Genomic DNA, 21,705 nt, shown 5'->3' on the forward strand with positions numbered 1-21,705 from the left:
AGCCGGAGGCATGCGCCGGCGGATCAGTCCTCCGCCGGATCGAAGCGCATGACGCTGCCGTTCATGCAGTAGCGCAATCCGGTCGGGGCCGGTCCGTCGGGAAAGACATGGCCCAGATGCGCGTCGCAGCGGCTGCAAAGCACTTCCGTACGGCGCATGAACCACGACCGGTCATCCTTCTCGTCGACCGCGTCGGCATCGACGGGCGCCGTAAAACTCGGCCATCCTGTGCCGCTGTCGAACTTCGTAGACGCCTCGAAGAGCGGCTGGTCGCAGCACAGACACCGGAACAGGCCCGGTCCCTTGGGAAAATCGTCATGCGTGAAGGCGCGTTCGGTGCCCTTGCGCCGCGCCACCTTGAAAGCGAGCGGCGAAAGCTGCGCTTTCCATTCCTCATCGGTCTTGACGATTTTTTCCCGTGCCTCCGTAGCCATCCTGTCCTCCTTGAGCGCGGCGGTCGCCGCGTCGGTCTTGTCTCGGTTTTCCATGCGTCACATATAGGTCAAGATGCGCCGCTAAACAGGCCTCGCAACAGTGGCATGGCAAAGGTGTGATATGGTTCAGGAGCAGAAACCGCGCTACCGGGTGCGCCTGACACGGGCACCGAAGGACATATTGCGGGCTCAGGAATTGCGCTATCGGGCTTTTCGTGGGACGGCGGGGGGCATCACACCGGACGGCCGCGATTTCGACGATTTCGATGCCCGTTGCCACCATGTGCTGGTCGAGGAGACAGTCAGCGGCGCGCTCGTCTGCTGCTACCGGTTCCTGCATCTCGACAGCGGGGCGGAGATCGCGGGCAGCTATTCCGCGCAATTCTACGACCTGTCGCGCCTCGGTCGGATGCGCGGCCCGATGGTCGAGATGGGCCGGTTCTGCGTCGCGCCGGGGCAGGGGCATCCGGATATCCTGCGCCTCGCATGGGCGGAGATGACCCGCTATGTCACCCGCCACAAGGTGCGGTTCCTGTTCGGCTGTTCAAGCTTTTCGGGCACGGAGGCCACGCCCTATGAGGAGGCGTTTCTCCTGCTGCAGCAGAAACATCTTGCGCCGCGCCGCTGGCTGCCGCGCGTGAAAGCGCCGCGGATCTTCGACTTCGCCCGCAATCTGCGGCTGCGCCGCCCGGACCTGAAACAGGCCATGGGGGCGATGCCGCCCTTGCTGCGGAGCTATCTGGTCATGGGGGGCTGGGTGTCCGACCATGCGGTGATCGACCGCGATCTGGGTACGCTCCATGTCTTCACGGGACTGGAGGTGCGGCGCATCCCCGCTGCACGCCGCCGCCTGCTTCTGCAAGGCGCCGGCGTCTGAGGCTGAAGTTTCAGCGCGAAACGGTATCGACCCCGCCATGGGCGCCGGACCAGCCGAGCGGGTCGCCGAGGAATTTCTCCACCTCGCTTAGGGTCTTCGTGTCGAAATGGTTGCCCGCCTTGGCCTCTGCCAGCACGTCGTGCCAGGTCGCGAGCGCATGCAGCGTCACCCCATGTTCGGCCAGATTGGCTCGCGTGTCCGGGAAGATATCGTAGAAGAAGAGCACGATCGTATGATCGCAGGTCGCGCCGGCTTTGCGCAGTGCTTCCACAAACTTGATCTTCGAGCCGCCATCCGTGGTCAGGTCCTCCACCAGAAGCACCCGGTCGCCCTCGTTCAGCTGGCCCTCGATCTGCGCGTCGCGGCCATAGCCTTTCGGTTTCTTGCGGACATATTGCATGGGCAGCCCCATCCGTTCCGCAATCCAGGCTGAGAAGGGAATGCCCGCCGTCTCGCCGCCGGCCACGGAATCGAACGCCTCGAAGCCCGCGTCGCGCAGCACGGTCGCGGTTGCGAAATCCATCAGGGTAGAGCGGATGCGCGGGTAGGAGATGAGCTTGCGACAATCGATGTAGGACGGTGAGATGATGCCGGACGCAAGCTTGTACGGGCTCTCAGTATCGAAATGGACGGCCTTGATTTCCAACAGCATTTTTGCTGTCAGGCGGGCCATGGTCTCGCTGTCCGGGAAGCTGGAATTGTGCATGCTCTATCCTCTGTCTCGCCTCTGCTCGTGTCTGTCGCTTAGTCCGTTTCAACCCGCCAGTGGAGCGGGAAGCCCGGGTCGAAAACGGTTACCGGACCGTCGCCTGTCTCGATCTTGTCGGGGTAGATTACCGGTTCGTCCTGCCGCACCAACGTCACCGTCGCCTCGTTATAGGGCAGCCGGTAGAAACCCGGCCCGTTGAGGCTGGTGAAGGCCTCCAGATGGTCGAGCGCGCCCTCGGCCTCGAACACTTCCGCCAGACAGCTGAGCGTGTTGGGCGCGCAGAAAACCCCGGCGCAGCCGCAGGCGCTTTCTTTCAGCGGGTCGACATGCGGTGCGCTGTCGGTGCCGAGAAAGAAGCGCGGGTGGCCGCTCGTGGCCGCTGCCACCAGCGCGGCGCGGTGTGTCTCGCGCTTGGCGACCGGCAGGCAGTAGTAATGCGGCTTGATTCCGCCCACGAGGATGTGGTTGCGGGTCAGGATCAGGTGGTGCGGGGTGATTGTCGCGGCAAGGTTGAGCGCATTGTCGCGCACATAGTTCACACCGTCGGCAGTCGTCACATGTTCCATGATGACCCGCAGCTGCGGCAGACGCTGGCGGAGCGGATCGAGCACGGTTTCGATAAAGACGGCCTCGCGGTCGAAAATGTCGACCTCCGGCGTCGTCACTTCGCCATGCACGCATAGCGGCAGGCCGATCTCTGCCATTTTTTCCAGCACCGGCAGGGCCTTTTCGATGTCGCGCACGCCCGACTGGCTGTTGGTTGTCGCACCTGCCGGGTAGAGCTTGACCGCGGTGACAAGACCGCTTTCCGCCGCCGCGGCCACGTCGCCCGGGTCGGTCGTCTCGGTCAGGTACAGTGTCATGAGGGGCGTGAAGGGTCGGTCGCCGATGGCAGCCATGATTCGGTCGCGATAGGCGGCGGCGTCCTTGGACGTGACCACGGGCGGCACGAGGTTCGGCATGATGATGGCGCGGCCGAAATGGTCGGCGGAGACCGGCGCCACGGCCTGAAGCATCGCGCCGTCGCGCAGGTGCAGATGCCAATCATCGGGGCGGCGCAGGGTCAGGCGGGTCGTCATGGAAGCTCCTCGGGCGGCGTCGCGGGAAGGTCGCCGCCCGATAGCATGAATGTCTGCGCCCTGCCAGTGGGCGCGGGACTTATCGGGCTGTCTGGCCGAACAGGACCGACTGGGCCTTCTTGTCGTCCTGGATGCGGTTGCGCTTCTCTGCCGCCACGGCTCGGCCGGCTTTCACGCCCGGACGCGACCCGACGCGCTCCAGCCAGATCTTCATATATGGAAATTTCTCGATATCCTGCTGCTGGCCTTCCCAGAGGCTCGCCCACGGCCAGATGGCCATATCGGCGATGGTGAACTCGTCCCCCGCCACGAAGTCGCGGTCCGCCAGACGGCGGTTCAGAACGCCATAGAGCCGTCCGGTCTCGTTGCGGTAGCGGTCCTTGGCATAGGGCAGGTCATTGGGCGGGGTCATGGAAGGTGCATATTTCAGGAAATGATGCGCCTGGCCGGCCATCGGGCCGAGCCCGCCCATCTGCCACATCAGCCACTGGTCGACCTCGATCCGCTCGCGCTCGGTGCGCCCCCCGAACTGGCCTGTCTTGCGGGCCAGATATTGCAGGATCGCCCCGCTTTCGAAAATCGAGATCGGTTCGCCATCCGGTCCGTCCGGATCGATGATCGCGGGCATCCGGTTGTTGGGCGCGATCTTCAGGAAATCGGGATTGAATTGCTCGCCCGCACCGATGTCGACGAGGTTGAGATTGTAGGGCAGGCCCATCTCCTCCAGCGCGATGGAGATTTTCCAGCCGTTCGGGGTCGGCCAGTAATAGAGTTCGATCGGCTTGGACATTGGGCCTCCTTGCAGGCGTCGGATCTGTTCTTGGATTTGGGCGGACCGGAACCGGACCACCATTGGGTGTCGGTCAGAGATAGGGGCGTTGCGCCGCTATTGGAAGGGGGCGGCCGCCGGCATCAGGTCACCGCGCATCACAAGACGATCAGGGTCGACGTGCCGACGGCCGCAACCTTGCCGTCGGGCAGGGTCAGCTTGGCCTCCACGACGATGAGCTTGCGGCCGCGCGTGACAACCGTTCCAGTGCACTGCACCGGCGTGCCGTCTGTCGGGATCGGGCGGGTCAGATTGGCCTTGGTCTCCACCGTCGTGTAGGCCTCGCCCGCAGCCAGCGTCGAATGGCCCGCGCAACCGCAGGCGCTGTCGACCAGCGCGAGCGCAAAACCCCCGTGCACCCCGCCGAGCGCGTTCAGATGCGCCGGTCCCGCCACGCCTTCGAAGAGGGCGGTGCCATAGCCGACCTCGACCAGATGGAATCCCAGCATGCCGGCCATGGGGGGCTGCGGAAACCGCCCGTCGGCAATGCGCGACATCACCTCCAGCCCGGTCAGGCCGTCAATCGCCTCGGGGTCGAGCGGCGTATAGCGTCGCGGCCCTGTATTCGTGTCTGAATGTGTCAGCGGTCCGGCTCCTGATGTCGTCTTCGACCAGAGTTAATCCGGCCGCGGGGCGCGGCGCAACCTTCCCGGCAACGGGGTCCGGCGGTCCCGCACGGAATGCATGCGCCGGAATTGACCGGACCGGAGCGCTGCGCTAAAAGCGCCGTCAGTGGCGATTTGTCGAACCGGATTGCGGGCCACTCAAAACATGCCGCTAAAGAGGTCGAGGCCCTCTGGCCCCGATCGCGCCCGATCGGGGCTTTGTTTTTAAGGAGGGGCCGCGCACCGGCCTGACATGCGATGACGACAGAATGGAACCCGCGGACCGCACTGGTCCATGGCGGCACCCGCCGCTCTCAATATGCCGAAACGTCCGAGGCGATCTTCCTGACACAGGGATTTGTCTATCCCGACGCGGAGACCGCCGAGGAACGGTTCATCGGGGAGACCGAGGAAGAGGGCTTCATCTATGCCCGCTACGGCAACCCGACCGTTCGCATGTTCGAGGACCGTATCGCGCAGCTCGAAGGGGCGGAGGCCGCCTTCGCCACCGCCTCGGGCATGGCCGCCGTCCATGGCGCCCTGTTCTGCCAGTTGCAGGCCGGCGATCATATCGTCTCGGCCAAGGCGCTTTTCGGCTCCTGCCTCTACATTGTCGAAACCCTGCTGCCGCGCTTCGGGGTGGAGGTGACATTCGTCGACGGCACGGACATGGACCAATGGCGCGCCGCGGTGCGCGATGACACGAAACTTGTCTTCCTCGAGGCCATGTCGAACCCGACGCTGGAGGTGATCGATATTGCTGCCGTGGCCGACATCGCCCATGCCAAGGGCGCGCAGGTCGTGGTGGACAATGTCTTTGCCACCCCGATTTTCCAGCGTTCGCTGGCGCTCGGGGCCGACGTGGTGATCTATTCCGCGACCAAACATATCGACGGGCAGGGCCGTTGTCTGGGCGGCGTCGTGATCGGGACCGAGGAATTCATCCGCGGACCGCTCGAAGGGTTCCTGAAACATACCGGCGGGGCGCTCAGCCCGTTCAACGCCTGGGTGATGCTCAAGGGGCTGGAAACGCTCGATCTGCGGTGCCGGGCACAGGCGGAAACGGCCGAAAAGCTGGCGCAGGGTGTGGCGGGCCATGCCGCGCTTCAGAAAGTCATTTTCCCCGGCGATCCGGACCATCCGCAGGCCGACGTGGTGAAGCGCCAGATGAGCGCCGGCGGCACCATGCTGTCGCTGGAGCTGAAGGGCGGGCAGGCGGCGGCCTTCCGGTTCCTCAACGCGCTGAAGATCGTGCTGATCTCCAACAACCTTGGCGATGCCAAGTCGCTCGCGACCCATCCGTCGACCACCACCCATCAGCGGCTGACCGAAGAGCAGCGGCAGGAACTGGGCATCTCGCGCGGGCTCGTGCGCCTGTCCGTTGGGCTGGAGGATGCAGGCGATCTGCTCGCAGACCTTCAAGGTGCGCTCGACGCGGCGCTTTGAGCGCCGCTGGCATCACGTTCGGGTGAAGAACTGGTCCGGATCCGCACCGCGGACCGTAAAGATCGTTGTTTACCCGCACAGGCGCCCTATCTGATAGTGTCTGCCTGACCGGGTCCAGCTGGAGGGAGCGCCGTGACCAAAGTCGAAAAGAACCTGAAAGGACGGATGCCCGTCCAACGCCCCGATGCCCGCCCGACCCGCGAGGAGGCGGAGGATGCCGTGCGCACGCTCCTGCGCTGGGCTGGCGACGACCCGCACCGCGAAGGGCTGCTCGACACGCCGTCGCGCGTGGCCCGAGCCTATCAGGACTGGTTCCGCGGCTATAACGAGGATCCGGACGCGATGCTCCAGCGCACCTTCGAGGAGGTCGAGGGCTATGACGAGATGGTCGTCCTGCGCGACATCCGGTTCGAGAGTTATTGCGAGCATCACATGGCCCCGATCATCGGCAAGGCCCATGTCGGCTATATCCCGACGGACCGGGTTGTCGGCATTTCCAAGCTGGCCCGCCTGGTCGACGCCTATGCCAAGCGTTTGCAGGTGCAGGAAAAGATGAACGCGCAGATCGCCCAGACGCTTTTCACGGTGCTGAAGCCGAAAGGTGTGGCTGTGGTGCTGGAAGGCGAGCATCACTGCATGTCGACCCGCGGCGTGCACAAGCCCGGCGTCTCGATGGTGACCTCGACCATGCTGGGGTCCTTCCGCGACGACCCGTCGACGCGCAAGGAGTTCCTCAACATCATCGGCAACCCGACGAACCGTCTGAGCTGACACTGAGCGCGGCGCGCAAGGGAAAGGCGGCGGTCATGGCACCGGCCGCCTTTTTTGTGGCGTGTCCAGCGGTCGCGCAGCCTGCCCGGACAGGTGCGGCGCTGCAGTCACGCAAAGGGCAGGGCGGGGCGTGCCCGCCGCTCTGCCGCTTGACAGATGCGGGGCTTCTCACCAAGCCTGCCCCATCATGATTGATGTCCGTCCCGTCGTTCACGTGATCGGCCTGCTGGTCCTTGCTCTTGGCGGGACAATGCTGATTCCCCTCGTGGCCGACCTGATCTATGCCCGCGACCAGTGGGGCACCTTTGCCTCCTCCGCGCTCATCACGGTGGTGGCGGGTGCCGTCATGGCCCTGTCCACGGGCAATGCGATCACCGAGGGCCTGACGCGGCAGCAAGTGTTCCTGCTGACCACGTTCGTCTGGGTGGTGCTGCCGGTGTTCGGGGCGCTGCCCTTCGTGCTCGGCGCGCCGGATGCGAGCTTCACGGACGCCTATTTCGAGGCCGTGTCGGGGATCACCACCACCGGATCGACCGTGTTCAGCGGTCTCGATGCAATGCCGCAGGGCACGCTCATGTGGCGCGGGGTGCTGCAATGGTTGGGCGGGGTCGGCATCATCGTTGTCGCCATTGCCTTCCTGCCGATGCTGAAAGTCGGCGGGATGCAGCTCTTCCAGTCCGAAGGGTTCGACACGTTCGGCAAGATCCTGCCCCGCGCGGCCGAGATCGCGGGCTCGATCTCGGTCATCTACCTCGTCATCACGCTGGCCTGCATCCTCAGCTACATGTGGGCGGGGCTCGACGCGTTCGATGCGATCGTCCATGCGATGACGACCGTCTCCACCGGCGGGTTTTCCACCAAGGATGCGTCGCTCGGCCATTTCGAGCCGGCTGCGGAATGGGTGGCGTCGGTCTTCATGATCCTCGCAAGCCTGCCGTTCGCGCGCTACGTGCAGATGGTGGCCGGCGATATGGGCTCGCTCTTCCGCGACGCGCAGGTCCGCGCCTATATCGCCTTTCTGGCCATCATTGCCGTCGTGCTCGGCTACTGGACGCTGGTGCAGGTCGGGCTCGGGGTCCATCAGGGACTGCGCGAATCCATCTTCAACTCGATCTCGATCATCTCGGGCACCGGCTATGCCAGCGCGGACTACCAGTCCTGGGGCAGCTTCTCGATCGTGCTCTTCTTCCTGATCGGGCTCGTCGGCGGCTGCGCCGGCTCCACCAGCTGTTCGATCAAGATTTTCCGGTTCCAGATCCTCTGGTCCACCCTTGTCACGCAAGTCAAACGTATCCACTCGCCGCGCGGCGTCTTCACGCCCCGCTATGGCGACAAGCCGATTACCGAGGATGTCATCAACTCGGTCATGGCTTTTTTCGCGATGTTCTTGCTTACATTGACAATGCTGTCTATCCTTCTGTCTTTGTTGGGTTTGGAGCCCATCACTGCCATTTCCGGCGCGGCCACCGCCCTTGCCAATATCGGCCCAGGGTTGGGTCCGGAAATCGGTCCGACCGGAAACTTTTCCGGCCTGTCGGACACAGTGAAATGGGTTTTGAGCGCAGCCATGATCACTGGCCGCCTTGAACTGGTTGCTGTTTATGTTCTGTTTACCGCCGCTTTCTGGCGGACCTGAGGTGCGTACCCATGGAGAGAGGCATCCCGTCTCTCGGCACCCGTCTCTGCCGCGTATTGGCAGATCACGGTGTCGAATCGATCTTCGGAACTGACACGTCGCTGACGCCGGCGATCCGGGAAGGCATTGCGCAAGCCGGATTGCGGGGCTTTTCGGCGCCTTGCGCGTCCGGCGCGGCCTGGATGGCCGACGGGTCGAGCCGCCTGACCGGCCGACCGGTGCTCTGCCTCGTGGACGGTGCGGGCGGGGTCGCGCAGGCGCTGGGCGCAGTCGGGCGCGAAGACCATCCCCGCTGGGTCCTGATGAGCCATGGCGGCCCGGACGAGGCGCCTGATCCCGCAAAACTCGTGCGCGCCGCCGTGCCGGCCCTGCGCCAGCCCGGAACGCCCGAAGCGGCGCTGACCGCGCTGGAACGGGCCTTCGAGGCACTGGAAATGCCGCGGCAGGGCATGCAGGCGCTGCATCTGCAGACCGGCTGGCTGGATCGCCCGGTGCCGACCCTGCCGGTTCAGATCGACGAGGTGGACTTCGCCGAAGGGATGCGCGCCAGCCGCCGGGTGATCGAGGCCGCCGCCAGTATCTGGATGGAATCGGAGCGCCCGCTTCTGGTGATCGGCGGCGGGTGCCGCCATGCGGCCCACGGCATCCGCGCCCTTGTCGCTGTCAGCGGTTGCGCGGTCCTGTCGAGCCCGGCCGGGCGGGGTGTGCTGGCCGATGGCCACCCGCTCAACCTCGGCGCCTGCCTTGACCGGCCGGACTGCCGCAAGATGGTGGAAGCGGCCGATCTGGTGGTCGCGATCGGAACCGGCGTGGACCTGTCGATGCTGGCCGATAACGACCGGCGGCGCCGCGTGATCCGGGTGGACCGCGACGCCGCCGCGGCCGAGGAAGGGCTGACACCGGGGCAGGGGATCGACATGGCCATCCAGTCGGATGCCGACTGGTTTGCCAGCCGTCTAGCACGGGTCCTGTCACGGCGGCGCAATCAGGTGTTCTGGAACCCGGCCGAGCTGGCACGGATCAAGGCCCGGCTCTGGTCGGGCTATGATCTTCAGGACCGGCCCTGGGCGGATGCCGTGCGCGACCTGCGCGGGGTGCTGCCCTACGGTGCCACGATCTTTGCCGAACCCCATGCGCTCAGCGATGCGTTGCGCCGCGGGCTCGATTTCGACCGGCCGTCGCGCTTCCACACGATCCCGACAGACGGCCATCCGGGCGCGGCGGTGCTGGCCGCGGTGGGCGCGCGGCTCGATGCGCCGGAAGCGCCGGTGCTTTGCCTCGCCCGCGAGGCCGGATGCGGCGCCGCGCGGCAGGCGGTGGCGCTACTGGAAGAGCGCGGCCTGTCGCTGCCCGTTGTCACCTTGCCGGACCGCCCGCCCGAGCGTCCGGGGCTGGCCGCAGCGGTCGACAGGGCGCTCTGGAGCGATGCCCCGCGCCTCGTGCGGCTCAGCTGACCTCGGGACCTGCAGAGACGCTGCATTCATATCGGCCGGAAATCCCCTCGACCTCTGCGCGGTTCGGGCAATTGACCCTTCGGGTCGCGCACCTTATGCAGTGGCTCGAACCCGACAGACCCGATTGCGCCTTCAGGATCCACGCCCATGACCGCCACAGACACTTCGCGCCCGCCGCGCAGCTTCCAGGAGATCATCCTGCGCCTGCAATCCTACTGGGCGCGGCAGGGCTGCGCCGTGTTGCAGCCCTATGACATGGAAGTCGGCGCGGGCACCTTCCACCCGGCGACGACGCTACGTGCGCTCGGTGCAACGCCCTGGGCAGCGGCCTATGTCCAGCCCTCACGCCGGCCGACCGACGGGCGCTATGGCGAGAACCCGAACCGTTTGCAGCACTATTACCAGTATCAGGTCATCATCAAGCCGAGCCCGCCGGACCTGCAGGCGCTTTATCTCGGCTCGCTCGATGCGATCGGCATCGACATGGAAATGCATGATATCCGCTTTGTCGAGGATGACTGGGAAAGCCCGACGCTCGGCGCATGGGGCCTCGGATGGGAGGTCTGGTGCGACGGGATGGAGGTGAGCCAGTTCACCTATTTCCAGCAGGTCGGCGGCCATGACTGCCGCCCGGTTTCGGGCGAGCTGACCTATGGTCTGGAACGTCTTGCCATGTATGTGCTGGGCGTCGATCACGTGATGGACATGCCGTTCAATGATCCGGACGCGCCGATCCCGTTGCGCTATGGCGACGTGTTCCGCCAGACCGAGCAGGAATTTTCCGCCTGGAACTTCGACCGTGCGGACACGGATACGCTCCTGCGCCATTTCGAGGATGCCGAAGCCGAATGCGCCCGCATTCTGGCCGAACCGGCGCGGGACCCGCAGACGGGGCGCGACATCATCATGGCGCACCCGGCCTACGACCAGTGCATCAAGGCGAGCCATCTGTTCAACCTTCTCGACGCACGCGGCGTGATCTCCGTCACCGAACGGCAGGCCTATATCGGGCGGGTCCGGGCGCTGGCCAAACAATGCGCGGACGCGTTCGTCCAGACCGAAGCGGGCCGGCAGGCGTGAGCCGTCGCAGCCATCCTGACGGCCGGAGGCTCCTGTGACCGGGCGCTGGCTCGGTGGCGGGCTTGTCCTGTTCGCGGTGCTGTTCGGCGCCGCGCTCTACTATTTTCAGGTCTATGCCTATTACGAGCGCGTGTCGGGCCTGTCAGCGATCACCGTCGCCGGGCAGGAGGTTGCTGTCAGCGAGTATGACGGGATCGACGCGGACACGTCCGGGCTGAAACTGCGCGGCTGTTTCCGCACCGACCCGCAGGCTTTCGACGGGCTGCCCGTCGCCGCCGCGCCGACACCGCTGACGCCGCCGCGCTGGTTCGACTGTTTCGATGCCGCCGCGCTGCAGGACGACCTCGATGCGGGGCGCGCCACGGCCTATATGGCGGCCGAGAATGACAAGGACGGGATCGACCGGCTGGTGGCCGTCTATCCCGATGGACGCGGCTTCCAGTGGCGTCAGCTCAACGAGAAATACACGGATTGATCATGCCCGATTTGCTGCTTGAACTCTTTTCCGAGGAAATTCCCGCCCGCATGCAGGCACGCGCCGCGGCCGACCTCAAAAAGCTGGTGACCGACGGGCTGGTCGAGGCCGGTCTGACCTATGCGGCGGCGGAGAGTTTCGCCACCCCGCGTCGCCTGACGCTGGCTGTCCACGACCTGCTCGGTGAGAGCCCGACCACGGTCGAGGAACGTAAAGGTCCGCGTACCGATGCGCCGGAAAAGGCCATCGAGGGGTTCCTGCGCTCCACGGGCCTCAGCCGAGACGCGCTGGAGGTCCGGGACGACAAGAAGGGCCAGGTCTTTTTTGCAACGATCCGGCGGCCCGGACGGCCGGCTGCCGAGATCATCGCGGAGACCGTGACAAACACGATCCGCACCTTCCCATGGCCGAAATCCATGCGCTGGGGTGCGGGCAGCCTGCGCTGGGTGCGTCCGCTTCACTCGATCCTGTGCATCCTGTCGGACGAGGCCGGGGCCGAACTGGTGCCGTTCGAGGTGGACGGGATCGAGAGCGGCACGACCACGCAGGGCCATCGGTTCATGGGGCACGGCACGATCAGCGTGACGGGTTTCGAGGATTATGCCGCCAAGCTGAAGGCCGCGCATGTGATCCTCGATCCGCAGGAACGCGCCGACCGGATCTGGGAGGATGCGCGCCAGATGGCCTTCGCGCAGGGTCTCGATCTGGTGGAGGATCGCGGCCTGTTGGCCGAGGTGGCCGGTCTCGTGGAATGGCCGGTCGTGCTGATGGGTGACATTGCCGACACGTTCCTCGACCTGCCGCCCGAAGTGCTGCAGACCTCGATGAAGGAACATCAGAAATTCTTCTCCGTCCGGAACCCGAAAACCGGCCGGATCGAGAAATTCGTGACTGTCGCCAACCGCGAAACCGCCGATCAGGGCGCGACCATCCTTGCCGGCAATGGCAAGGTCCTGTCGGCACGGCTCGCAGACGCAAAATTCTTCTGGGACAATGACTTGCGTCGTGTGGCAGAGGGCGGGCTCGATGCGATGGCCACGCCGCTGGCGCAGGTCACCTTCCACAACAAGCTCGGCAGCCAGGCTGACCGGATCGCGCGTATCGAAGCGCTATCCGGCGATCTGGCCGGACCGGTTGGCGCTGAGGCCGGACAGGCCCAGCAAGCCGCGCGTATCGTCAAGGCCGACCTCTCGTCCGAGATGGTCTACGAGTTTCCCGAATTGCAGGGCGTGATGGGCGGATATTATGCCCGCGCGGCGGGTCTGCCAGACGCGGTGGCCGACGCCTGCACCGGGCACTATCAGCCGCTCGGCGCGTCCGATTCCGTACCCGAGGGGCCGGTTTCGGTTGCCGTGGCGCTGGCCGACAAGCTCGACATCCTGACCGGCTTCTGGTCGATCGACGAAAAGCCGACCGGGTCGAAGGATCCGTTTGCGCTCCGCCGTGCCGCGCTCGGCGTGATCCGGATCATCGAGGCGGGCGATTTGCGCCTGCCGCTCCGTCCGGTCATCGTGGCCCAGCTTCTGCGCCACGAAATCGCGCAAGCGGGCGGCGGGGCCGATGCGGACACGGCTGCGCTGAACGCCATGCTGGACGATCTGGTGAAGAAGGGCCTTTTCGGCGCGGCTTTCGATGCCATTGCCGACCGGTTGGCAGAGCATGGCGGGGCTGACCGCAGCCTCGACGCGATTGCCGACGATCTTCTGTCCTTCATCCATGACCGGCTGACCGTGCATCTGCGCGATCAGGGCATCCGGCACGATGTGATCGCGGCCTGCCTTGCGATGCCCGGTTCTGATGACCTGACGCTTCTGATGGCACGGGCGCGGAGCCTGTCGGCCTTCCTTGGCACGGACGACGGGGAAAACCTGCTGCAGGGCTTCAAGCGGGCGAACAACATCCTGACGGCCGAGGAAAAGAAGGACGGGATCGAATATTCGCTCGATCCGGACGTGAAATTTGCCGAGGAACCGACCGAGAAGTCGCTCTTTGCGGCGCTCGACCGGGCGGAACCTGCGATTGCCACGGCAATGGGGGCGGAGGATTTTGCCGCCGCCATGCAGCATATGGCCGAGTTGCGCGCGCCGATCGACGCGTTCTTCGAAGCGGTACAGGTCAACAGCGACAACCAGATCGTGCGCCGGAACCGGCTCTGCCTGCTCAACCGGATCCGTCAGGTGATGGGGCAGGTGGCTGATTTCACGCGGCTCGAAGGCTGAATCCCGGCGGCCGCTGCACTGAATAGCGTTTGCGTGGTCACAGCACGCGGGTCTATGCTGCACTGCACCTGAGCATGCAGGAAACGGGGCAGTGACGCAGCGCATCAGACAGATCACAACCGCCGGCCGCATCGATCCGGCGGTCTATGGCGAGCGCGGGGCGCGGCTCTGCGCGATGGCCGCGCTCGGCCTGCCGGTGCCCGACGGGCTGATCCTGCCGGCCGATCTGGTGTCCGAGATTGCGACCGGTGCGCCAGTGCCCGACCTTGGCGCCTTTCCCGGCGCGCCGGATATCCTTTCGATCCGCTCCAGCCCCGAACGGTCCGACTGGGGCGGGCCGACCGCGATCCTCAATATCGGTCTTTCCGACCGGGAGACGGAGAAGCTCGCGGCCACGATCGGCGCGGCGCCTGCGCTCGACCTCTACCGCCGGTTCATCCAGAGCTTCGGCACCGGTGTGGCAGGGCTTGATCCAGAGGATTTCGAGAATCTCTATTATGACCAACTGAAGCTCGCCGGTCTCGACACGCATGACGGGCTCGACGCGGGCCATTTGTCCGACCTCGTCGATGCATCCAAAGATTTCTATGCAGACGAGGTGGGCGAGCCGTTCCCGCAGGATCCGCATGATCAGCTTCGCGCCGCGATCCGCGCGATGGCGGAAGCCTGGGCGCGGCCCTCGGCCCGGATTTTGCGCCAGGCCCGCGGGGCTGATCCCGAGGCCGGAACGGCGCTCATTCTCCAGACGATGGCGCTTGGCATCGGGCAGGGGCTTTCCGGGTCAGGCCTTGTGCAGATGGTCGATGCCGACAGCGGCAAAGCGGTGGTGACGGGACGGTTCCTGCCGCAAAGCCAGGGGCAGGACGCACTCATGGGCGTGCGCACACCACATCTGATCACCCGCGCGTCGCGCGAGGCCGAGGGCCAGAGCGCACCGGCGCTGGAAGAACTGGCGCCTGACGCACTGACCGCGCTTCAGGCCGCCGATCTGAAGGCGACCGAAGGACTCCGCGACCGGTTCCAGTTCGAGTTCACGCTCGACCGCGGACAGGTCTGGCTGCTCGACGCGATGCCGGCCAAACGTTCGGCCCGCGGGGCTGTGGCCATTGCCGTCGATCTGGCCGACCGCGGCATCATCACGCGGGAGGAGGCCATCCTCCGGATCGACCCGCGCAACCTGATCCAGCATCTTCATCCGCAGATCGACCCCGACGCCCGGCGCGACGTGTTCGGCACCGGTCTGGCGGCGAGTCCCGGCGCCGCGACCGGGCGGATCGTCTTCTCGGCGGAGGCCGCGCTTGCCATGCAGGCACAGGGCGAGGCGCCGATCCTGGTGCGGATCGAGACCAGCCCTGAAGACATCCGCGGCATGCATGCGGCGGTCGCGGTTCTGACGGCGCGCGGCGGGATGACGAGCCACGCGGCCGTGGTGGCGCGCGGGCTCGGTCTGCCCTGCGTGGTCGGCGCGTCCGATATCCGGCTCAACCTGCGCAAGGGCGTGCTCACGGTCGCCGACGGTCGCAAGTTCAACGAGGGCGCCGTGGTCACGATCGACGGCACACGCGGCGAGGCCCTGATGGGGGCAGCGCGGATGATCCAGCCCGAACTTGGCGGCGCCTATGCCAAGGTGATGGACTGGTCGGACGATATCCGCACGCTCGGCGTGCGCGCCAATGCCGACACCCCGCAGGACGGGCGGCTGGCGCGCCAGTTCGATGTGGACGGGATCGGGCTCTGCCGGACCGAGCATATGTTCTTCGAGGAAGACCGTATCCACGTCATGCGCCAGATGATCATGGCCGATGATGTGGACGAGCGCCGCGCCGCGCTCGACCGGCTTCAACCGATCCAGCGCGCTGATTTCGAAGAGCTTTTCGCGATCATGCAGGGGCTTCCGGTGGTCATCCGCTTGCTCGACCCGCCGCTCCACGAATTCCTGCCACACGGGCATGACGAGATGCAGGATCTGGCCGAGGCGATGGATCTGCCGGTCAGTCAGGTCACCGGCCGCGCCGAGGAATTGCGCGAATTCAACCCGATGCTTGGCAAGCGGGGTGTCCGGCTCGGCATCACCATGCCCGAAATCTATGAGATGCAGTCGCGCGCGATCTTCGAGGCGACGCTCGCGGTAAACCGCCGCGCCGACGCGCCTGTGGTGCCGGAGATCATGATCCCGCTCGTCTCCGCCTATCGCGAGGTGGAGATGATCAAGAGCCGGATCGACGCCATCGCGCAGGAGGTGCAGGCGCAGGCGGGTGAGGCGCTCTCCTACAAGCTTGGCGTCATGGTCGAGACCCCGCGTGCGGCCTTGCGCGCGGGCGATCTTGCCGCCAGTTCGGCCTTCCTCAGTTTCGGTACGAACGATCTGACCCAGATGACTTACGGGCTCAGTCGCGACGATGCGGGGCGCTTTATGCGCGACTATGTGAATGCAGGCGTTTTTCCCGAGGACCCGTTCCATTCCCTCGATGTCGAGGGGGTGGGGGAGCTGCTCCTGCTTGCCGCGAACCGGGGCCGGGCGCAAAATCCCGATCTGGTGCTGGGGCTTTGCGGTGAACATGGCGGCGATCCCGCTTCGATCCGCTTCTGTCAGGTGGCCGGATTCGACTATGTGTCCTGTTCGCCCTTCCGGGTGCCGATCGCGCGTCTGGCGGCGGCGCAGGCGACGCTTCTGTCCCGGCGCGACCGCGGGGCAGCGGATGCGCCCGGACTGGAACCGGAAGCGCGCGGTGTTGGGAGCGATTCCGTCCCGCCAACCCGCTCGGCAAGCGGCACGGGCTAGGGTCAAGGGCGGGATGGCAGCCCGCCTGTAGCAGCGCACGCCGATCGGCGAATCGTTGCCGGTCGCCGCCTGTGGATAAGTCGAAAGTTGAACAAAAGCATTATGTTGCGCTGCATTGATGCGATGCGAAATCGACTTGTTTAGACTGTTGGCGTAACATTCTGAAATTAATTAAAAATTTCGATTGAACGCGGCTCCATCGCAAGATGCCCCGTGCGACCGCTTGCCACAAAGCCTCTGAAAAGGCTGGACTTGCCGGTTTCGGGCGCTATGTATCCCGCCGTTGTAATTGAACGCGTTGCCGCCGTGGAAACGGTGGAGGGTGGCGCATCTGGCGCCACGAAAATTGTAGGTGGGACTACAGATATGACGAAGATTAGCAACCGGCGCCTCGCCGGTCTGTCGGCTTTGTGCATCCTGCTGGTGCCGCTCTCGCTGAAGCCCGTTGCCGGCCTCTCGCGCGAAGCGCATGCCCCGACCCCCCAGGACCAGGTACTCGACCAGATTCTCACGGTGCAGAGCCAGGAGCATCGTGCCGATGCCGACCGCAGCCCGACGACATTGTCGGAACTGGAACCGATGCAGGTGGCGGGGCTGCAGCCGTCGCGCCTCTATCAACAGCAGTGGCGGCTCAATCGTTCCAAACATTCCGGCCAGCATCTGCTGTCGACCGAACATGCGGTGCCGTCCGCGGCCATGCCAAGCGCTCTGGCGACCCGTCCGGCAGAGGAACTGACCTTCGCGATGGTCGACGCGCTGCCGCGGGCCGAGGGCGGGGCGGAACTCGACTGTCTGGCCGAAGCGCTCTATTTCGAGGCGCGCGGCGAGACGCTTCTGGGCCAGATTGCGGTTCTGGAAGTGATCCTGAATCGCGTGGATGCGAAAAAATATCCCGACTCGGTCTGTGGCGTGATTGCACAGGGCACGAGCAGCGGGCGCAAACATGCCTGCCAGTTCTCCTACAAGTGCGACGGCCGCAAGGAGGTCTTCTCCGAGAAGGCGACCTACGAGCGGGGCCGGAAACTGGCCAAGATGATGCTCGACGGGCGGACCCGGGACCTCACGGACGGGGCGACCCACTATCACACAAAACATGTGAACCCGTCCTGGGCGCGGCGTCTGACCAAGACCGCGCGCTACGGGGTGCATCTCTTCTACCGCTACCCGACGACCATCGCGTCGAACTGACGGTGCGGAGATGCGGCGGCCCGTCGGCGGCGGGCCGCGCTTTGCCGGAAATGCCCGTGACAGGGCTCCGCGCCGCGTGGTAACGGAGCGCGACAGTGTCCCAGACGCAGGAACCGCGCCTCGTGAATGAAACCAGCCTCGCCTTCGAGAACCCGTCCGTCCGCGCTGCGGCCACGGCCGGCGACCAGCCGCTCGACCGGATCTCGGTCCGCGACCATGTGCGCGCGGTGGAGATCGGGGCCTTCCAGTCCGAGCGCGGCAAGCTTCAGCGGCTGCGGTTCAACGTGGTGCTGGAGGTTTCGCGCCACACGGCGGCGCAGAATGACGATGTCGACCAGGTCATATCCTACGACACGATCATCGAGGCGATCGAGGCGCAGCTGACGCACGAGCGGATCAACCTCTTGGAAACATTGGCCGAACGGGTGGCGCAGCGCTGCCTAGCAGATCCGCGTGCGGTGCGCGTTTTCGTGCGGATCGAGAAGCTCGACCGGATTCCGGGCGCGCTTGGCGTGGAAATCGTGCGGCGCCGGCTCGAAACTGAAGACGTCTCACGCCTGCATCCCGTGACAGAGGCGCCGGAGCAAACGGCCGTTTCGCCGCGCGTTCTGCTGCTGGGGGCGGAAGTTCTGGCCGACAGCGCCTGCATTCAGGCCTGGCTCGATGTTGTTGCAGCGGCGGACACGCCTGTTGTGCTGGCGCTGCCGCCGCTCGATCCGGCGCGAGCGGCAAGCGACGGGCCGCTGGAGATCGGGCTCCTGTCCATTGAGCAGAATGCCTGGGCGGTTGCGGCGCTCGGATCCGACCTGTCCGTCGCCGGTTCGCGCACCGAGCTGGACTGGGCCATTCGCGAGGGGCGCAAGACAGTTTGGGCCCCGTTCAAGATGGTCACGGACGCGGTGGAGAAACCGGGTGCGGGCGCGGACGATCCGGTCGGGCTGGCGCTCTGGCTCGCGGGGCAGATCGGGGCATCCGACTGTCTGGTGGCTGGGGCAGCGCCCGCATTGCCGGACGGAGCGACGCTGCTCGATGCGGCCCGCCCCGGACTGCCCGCCGGTGCTGCGACGGGCTGAGCGGCGCGTGGCTCGGATCATCTTTGATCTGGACGGCACGCTCGTCGACAGTCTGGCCAGCCTTGCCAGCGCCGGACGTCAGTTGACCGGGGAACTGGGACGACCGGCGGTGGACGATGCCACCTATCGCGGATTTGTCGGGCATGGGATCGGGCATCAGGTGCGCTGCCTGCTCGACTCGACCGGCGGGGCGGATGATGCGCTCTTTGACCGTGCTCTGGCCCGGTTTCACGACATCTACGGCGCCGATCCCGCGTCTGGGGTCAATGCCTATCCCGGTGCGCGAGCGGCGCTCGATGCGTTGAGCGCGGGGGGGCATCGCTGTGGCATCTGCACCCAGAAACCCGAAGCCCCATCCCGCGCCATTCTGGCCGCGACCGGATTGGCCGACCGGATCGAGGGCGGCGCGTTCGGAGACAGCCTGCCGGTCCTGAAGCCCGATCCGGAGATGCTCTATTTCGCGGCGCGCAGCATGGGCGGCGGGGCGCCGGTCATTTTCGTCGGGGACAGCCATGTCGATGCGCAGACGGCGCAGGCGGCGGGCGTGCCCTTCATCCTGCATCGGGCGGGCTTCCATGACAGCGGCGCGCCGCCCGATGCCGATGCGGGATTTGACCGGTTCGCGGACCTGCCGGATCTGGTCGCGCAACTGTGCAAAAGTCCAGAAGTCGCAGGTGCACCGTGAGCCAGACCTATTTCCGCCCGATCTGCCGCAGCGGACCGATGCCGGACGGGGCCGTGCCGCTCGCCGGTGGGCCGCTCTGGTTCACCGAAGCCGACCGCCTGTCGCGGGATGCCGCATCGGAACCGGTGGCCGCAGCGGACCTGCCTGCGACCGTGCGCGACCAGCTGAGCGCACCTCGCGGGGACATTTGCGGGCTGACCGCGCGGCCCGGCCTTCTGATAGGCATCGTCAACGTCACGCCCGACAGTTTTTCCGACGGCGGGCTGCATGATGCCGAAGGGGCAGGGGCAGCGCATGGCCGGAAGCTCGCGGATGAGGGCGCGGATATTCTCGACATTGGCGGGGAGAGCACGCGCCCCGGCGCAACACCGGTGCCGCGGGACGAAGAAATCGCGCGGGTCCGGCCCGTGATCGCGGATCTGGCGGACGCCTTGCCCGACATGCCGCTGTCCATCGACACGCGCCACGCCGCCGTGGCCGCGGCCGCATTCGATGCCGGCGCCACGCTCTTCAATGATGTGACGGCCCTGCGCCATGACCCGGAGGCACTGGCGCTTGCGGCAGACCGGGCCGGCATGGTCTGCCTCATGCATTCGGCCGCCGATCCGCAAACCATGCAGGACGATCCGCGCTACGGGCACGTGCTGCTGGATGTCTATGACCATCTGGCTGAGCGCGTGGCGGTGGCCGAGGCTGCAGGCATTCCCCGCAGCCGGATCCTTGTCGATCCGGGCATCGGGTTCGGCAAGACGCTCGACCATAATCTCGCGCTCCTGCGCGGCCTGTCGCTGTTCCACGGACTGGGCTGCGCGGTGTTGCTCGGGGCGTCCCGTAAGCGGTTCATCGGCACGCTGACCGGTGTGGACGCGGCGCCTGCGCGGGTGCCGGGGTCGGTTGCCGTGGCCTATGAGGCGCTTTCGCAGGGGGTGCAGGTGTTGCGGGTTCATGATATTGCACAGACACGTCAGGCGGTTCAGATCTGGCGGGCGTTACACGAGCGCGAGGGGCAGGAACAGGCGTGAGCAGACAGTATTTCGGAACCGACGGGATTCGCGGTCGCGCGAACAGCGAGCCGATGACGGCGGCAACGGCGCTTGCCATCGGGGCGGCGGCGGGCCGCTATTTCCGGCACGGGCGCGGCACGCACCGGGCGGTGATCGGCAAGGACACGCGGCGGTCGGGCTACATGCTGGAGACCGCGCTCACCGCAGGGCTGACCTCCGTCGGGATCGACGTGTTCCTGCTCGGCCCGGTTCCGACACCGGCTGTCGGCATGCTGACCCGCTCCATGCGGGCCGATCTGGGGATCATGATCTCGGCTTCGCACAATCCGTCACACGACAATGGCATCAAGTTTTTCGGCCCCGACGGGTTCAAACTGTCGGACGAGGCCGAGGCAGAGATCGAAACCCAGATCGAGGGCGGCGGACCGCTGGTCGAGCCGGACCAGATCGGGCGCGCGACCCGGATTGATGACGGGCGCGGGCGCTATACGGAATTTGCCAAGACAGCCTTTCCTAAAAAGCTGCGCCTCGACGGGCTGAAGATCGTGGTCGATTGCGCCAATGGCGCGGCCTACAAATCTGCGCCCGAGGTCCTGTGGGAACTGGGCGCGGAGGTGATACCGGTCGGCGTGCGGCCAAACGGGTTCAACATCAATCAGGATTGCGGCTCGACCGATACACGCACGGCGGCGGAAACCGTGGTCGCGCACGGGGCCGATCTCGGCATTGCGCTCGATGGCGATGCGGACCGCGTGATGATCCTCGACGAGACCGGCCGCGTGGCCGATGGCGACCAGCTGATGGCGCTGATCGCGGGCCGCTGGGCGGATGAAGGACGGCTCGCGGGCAACACGCTCGTGGCCACCGTCATGTCGAACCTCGGGCTGGAACGCCATCTGGAGGGTCGCGGCCTGTCGCTGATGCGGACCGCCGTGGGCGACCGCTATGTGGTCGAGGCGATGCGGGCCAACGGGTTCAACGTGGGCGGCGAGCAGTCCGGCCATATCGTGATGCGCGATTTCGTGACGACCGGTGACGGGCTGATCGCTGCGCTGCAATTCCTTGCCGCGATGGTCGAAACCGGCCGGCGGGCCAGTGAGCTGGCGCAGGTGTTCGAAACCGTCCCACAGCTCTTGCAAAATGTGCGCGTGGCGGCTGGCACGGCGCCGTTGCAGGACGCCGCCGTTCAGGCCGCGATTGCCGAAGGCGAAGCGCGGTTCGGGGACAGGGGCCGGCTGCTCATCCGCGCATCGGGCACCGAGCCCCTGATCAGGGTGATGGGCGAATGCGAGGACGAGGCGCTTCTGGCCGAAGTCGTCCGGTCCATTGCCGATCAGGTGAGCAAGGCCGGCTGATTCC

The 21,705-nt window shown here is 66.0% G+C and carries 19 protein-coding genes and 1 riboswitch; of the genes, 14 read left to right on the forward strand and 5 right to left on the reverse strand.

The annotated features are described in order from the left end of the window. Positions 1 to 23 precede the first annotated feature (23 nt). Entirely contained in the window at positions 24 to 434 is a 411-nt protein-coding gene (msrB, locus tag GSH16_RS08585; protein ID WP_160854044.1) for a peptide-methionine (R)-S-oxide reductase MsrB, read from the reverse strand. A 121-nt stretch (positions 435 to 555) separates the two neighbouring features. On the opposite strand from msrB, the gene GSH16_RS08590 reads away from it, so the two are divergent. Continuing rightward, positions 556 to 1,311, forward strand: coding sequence for a GNAT family N-acetyltransferase (locus GSH16_RS08590; protein ID WP_160854046.1), 756 nt, complete (start codon positions 556 to 558; stop codon positions 1,309 to 1,311). A 10-nt stretch (positions 1,312 to 1,321) separates the two neighbouring features. On the opposite strand, the gene GSH16_RS08595 is transcribed toward GSH16_RS08590, so the two are convergent. The 4 genes from GSH16_RS08595 to GSH16_RS08610 form a co-directional block, all read right to left on the reverse strand. After that, positions 1,322 to 2,017, reverse strand: coding sequence for an orotate phosphoribosyltransferase (locus GSH16_RS08595; RefSeq protein WP_160854048.1), 696 nt, complete (start codon positions 2,015 to 2,017; stop codon positions 1,322 to 1,324). A 38-nt stretch (positions 2,018 to 2,055) separates the two neighbouring features. Continuing rightward, entirely contained in the window at positions 2,056 to 3,099 is a 1,044-nt protein-coding gene (gene pyrC / locus GSH16_RS08600; protein ID WP_160854050.1) for a dihydroorotase, read from the reverse strand. Positions 3,100 to 3,178: 79 nt separating this feature from the next. Beyond that, on the reverse strand, positions 3,179 to 3,889 hold the full coding sequence (locus GSH16_RS08605) for a glutathione S-transferase N-terminal domain-containing protein (RefSeq protein ID WP_160854052.1): 711 nt from the start codon (positions 3,887 to 3,889) through the stop codon (positions 3,179 to 3,181). A gap of 137 nt (positions 3,890 to 4,026) precedes the next feature. After that, positions 4,027 to 4,386: a PaaI family thioesterase gene (locus tag GSH16_RS08610; RefSeq protein WP_205524045.1), complete on the reverse strand. Its 360-nt coding sequence runs from the start codon at positions 4,384 to 4,386 to the stop codon at positions 4,027 to 4,029. A gap of 264 nt (positions 4,387 to 4,650) precedes the next feature. Then, positions 4,651 to 4,730: riboswitch (SAM riboswitch) on the forward strand. Positions 4,731 to 4,791: 61 nt separating this feature from the next. Here GSH16_RS08610 and metZ point away from each other — a divergent pair. The 13 genes from metZ to glmM all read left to right on the forward strand — a co-directional run bounded on the left by metZ (position 4,792) and on the right by glmM (position 21,701). Beyond that, positions 4,792 to 5,979, forward strand: coding sequence for an O-succinylhomoserine sulfhydrylase (gene metZ / locus GSH16_RS08615; protein ID WP_160854056.1), 1,188 nt, complete (start codon positions 4,792 to 4,794; stop codon positions 5,977 to 5,979). 132 nt (positions 5,980 to 6,111) lie between these two features. After that, positions 6,112 to 6,750 (forward strand): GTP cyclohydrolase I FolE, encoded by a 639-nt coding sequence (gene folE / locus GSH16_RS08620; RefSeq protein ID WP_328803202.1) that lies wholly within the window; start codon positions 6,112 to 6,114, stop codon positions 6,748 to 6,750. Between the two features lie 187 nt (positions 6,751 to 6,937). Beyond that, positions 6,938 to 8,386, forward strand: coding sequence for a TrkH family potassium uptake protein (locus GSH16_RS08625; protein ID WP_160854058.1), 1,449 nt, complete (start codon positions 6,938 to 6,940; stop codon positions 8,384 to 8,386). Positions 8,387 to 8,397: 11 nt separating this feature from the next. Further along, positions 8,398 to 9,840, forward strand: coding sequence for a thiamine pyrophosphate-binding protein (locus tag GSH16_RS08630; RefSeq protein WP_160854060.1), 1,443 nt, complete (start codon positions 8,398 to 8,400; stop codon positions 9,838 to 9,840). 147 nt (positions 9,841 to 9,987) lie between these two features. Next, entirely contained in the window at positions 9,988 to 10,920 is a 933-nt protein-coding gene (locus tag GSH16_RS08635; RefSeq protein ID WP_160854062.1) for a glycine--tRNA ligase subunit alpha, read from the forward strand. A 34-nt stretch (positions 10,921 to 10,954) separates the two neighbouring features. After that, positions 10,955 to 11,395, forward strand: coding sequence for a DUF6446 family protein (locus GSH16_RS15905; protein WP_160854064.1), 441 nt, complete (start codon positions 10,955 to 10,957; stop codon positions 11,393 to 11,395). A gap of 2 nt (positions 11,396 to 11,397) precedes the next feature. Beyond that, complete coding sequence (glyS, locus tag GSH16_RS08645; protein ID WP_160854066.1) at positions 11,398 to 13,614, forward strand: glycine--tRNA ligase subunit beta; 2,217 nt, start codon at positions 11,398 to 11,400, stop codon at positions 13,612 to 13,614. Between the two features lie 91 nt (positions 13,615 to 13,705). Continuing rightward, positions 13,706 to 16,396 carry a pyruvate, phosphate dikinase gene (ppdK, locus tag GSH16_RS08650; protein ID WP_328803203.1) on the forward strand — a complete coding sequence of 897 codons (2,691 nt, stop codon included), beginning with the start codon at positions 13,706 to 13,708 and terminating at the stop codon, positions 16,394 to 16,396. Positions 16,397 to 16,762: 366 nt separating this feature from the next. Then, positions 16,763 to 17,584: a cell wall hydrolase gene (locus GSH16_RS08655; protein ID WP_235913089.1), complete on the forward strand. Its 822-nt coding sequence runs from the start codon at positions 16,763 to 16,765 to the stop codon at positions 17,582 to 17,584. A 95-nt stretch (positions 17,585 to 17,679) separates the two neighbouring features. Further along, positions 17,680 to 18,657 carry a dihydroneopterin aldolase gene (locus GSH16_RS08660; RefSeq protein ID WP_328803204.1) on the forward strand — a complete coding sequence of 326 codons (978 nt, stop codon included), beginning with the start codon at positions 17,680 to 17,682 and terminating at the stop codon, positions 18,655 to 18,657. Between the two features lie 7 nt (positions 18,658 to 18,664). Then, positions 18,665 to 19,342, forward strand: coding sequence for an HAD-IA family hydrolase (locus GSH16_RS08665; RefSeq protein ID WP_160854068.1), 678 nt, complete (start codon positions 18,665 to 18,667; stop codon positions 19,340 to 19,342). Further along, a complete protein-coding gene (gene folP, locus GSH16_RS08670; protein WP_328803205.1) occupies positions 19,339 to 20,364 on the forward strand; it encodes a dihydropteroate synthase in 1,026 nt (341 codons plus the stop codon). The genes GSH16_RS08665 and folP overlap by 4 nt, the downstream gene beginning before the upstream one ends. Next, positions 20,361 to 21,701: a phosphoglucosamine mutase gene (glmM, locus tag GSH16_RS08675; protein WP_160854070.1), complete on the forward strand. Its 1,341-nt coding sequence runs from the start codon at positions 20,361 to 20,363 to the stop codon at positions 21,699 to 21,701. The genes folP and glmM overlap by 4 nt, the downstream gene beginning before the upstream one ends. Positions 21,702 to 21,705 lie beyond the last annotated feature (4 nt).

The organism is Oceanomicrobium pacificus, assembly GCF_009833495.1.
GTDB lineage: Bacteria > Pseudomonadota > Alphaproteobacteria > Rhodobacterales > Rhodobacteraceae > Oceanomicrobium > Oceanomicrobium pacificus.

Bases quoted from the DNA above. Each gene is read 5' to 3' on its own strand.
- msrB (WP_160854044.1), bottom strand. From the start codon at position 434: ATGGCTACGGAGGCACGGGAAAAAATCGTCAAGACCGATGAGGAATGG.
- GSH16_RS08590 (WP_160854046.1), top strand. From the start codon at position 556: ATGGTTCAGGAGCAGAAACCGCGCTACCGGGTGCGCCTGACACGGGCA.
- GSH16_RS08595 (WP_160854048.1), bottom strand. From the start codon at position 2,017: ATGCACAATTCCAGCTTCCCGGACAGCGAGACCATGGCCCGCCTGACA.
- pyrC (WP_160854050.1), bottom strand. From the start codon at position 3,099: ATGACGACCCGCCTGACCCTGCGCCGCCCCGATGATTGGCATCTGCAC.
- GSH16_RS08605 (WP_160854052.1), bottom strand. From the start codon at position 3,889: ATGTCCAAGCCGATCGAACTCTATTACTGGCCGACCCCGAACGGCTGG.
- GSH16_RS08610 (WP_205524045.1), bottom strand. From the start codon at position 4,386: ATGGCCGGCATGCTGGGATTCCATCTGGTCGAGGTCGGCTATGGCACC.
- metZ (WP_160854056.1), top strand. From the start codon at position 4,792: ATGACGACAGAATGGAACCCGCGGACCGCACTGGTCCATGGCGGCACC.
- GSH16_RS08625 (WP_160854058.1), top strand. From the start codon at position 6,938: ATGATTGATGTCCGTCCCGTCGTTCACGTGATCGGCCTGCTGGTCCTT.
- GSH16_RS08630 (WP_160854060.1), top strand. From the start codon at position 8,398: ATGGAGAGAGGCATCCCGTCTCTCGGCACCCGTCTCTGCCGCGTATTG.
- GSH16_RS08635 (WP_160854062.1), top strand. From the start codon at position 9,988: ATGACCGCCACAGACACTTCGCGCCCGCCGCGCAGCTTCCAGGAGATC.
- glyS (WP_160854066.1), top strand. From the start codon at position 11,398: ATGCCCGATTTGCTGCTTGAACTCTTTTCCGAGGAAATTCCCGCCCGC.
- GSH16_RS08655 (WP_235913089.1), top strand. From the start codon at position 16,763: ATGACGAAGATTAGCAACCGGCGCCTCGCCGGTCTGTCGGCTTTGTGC.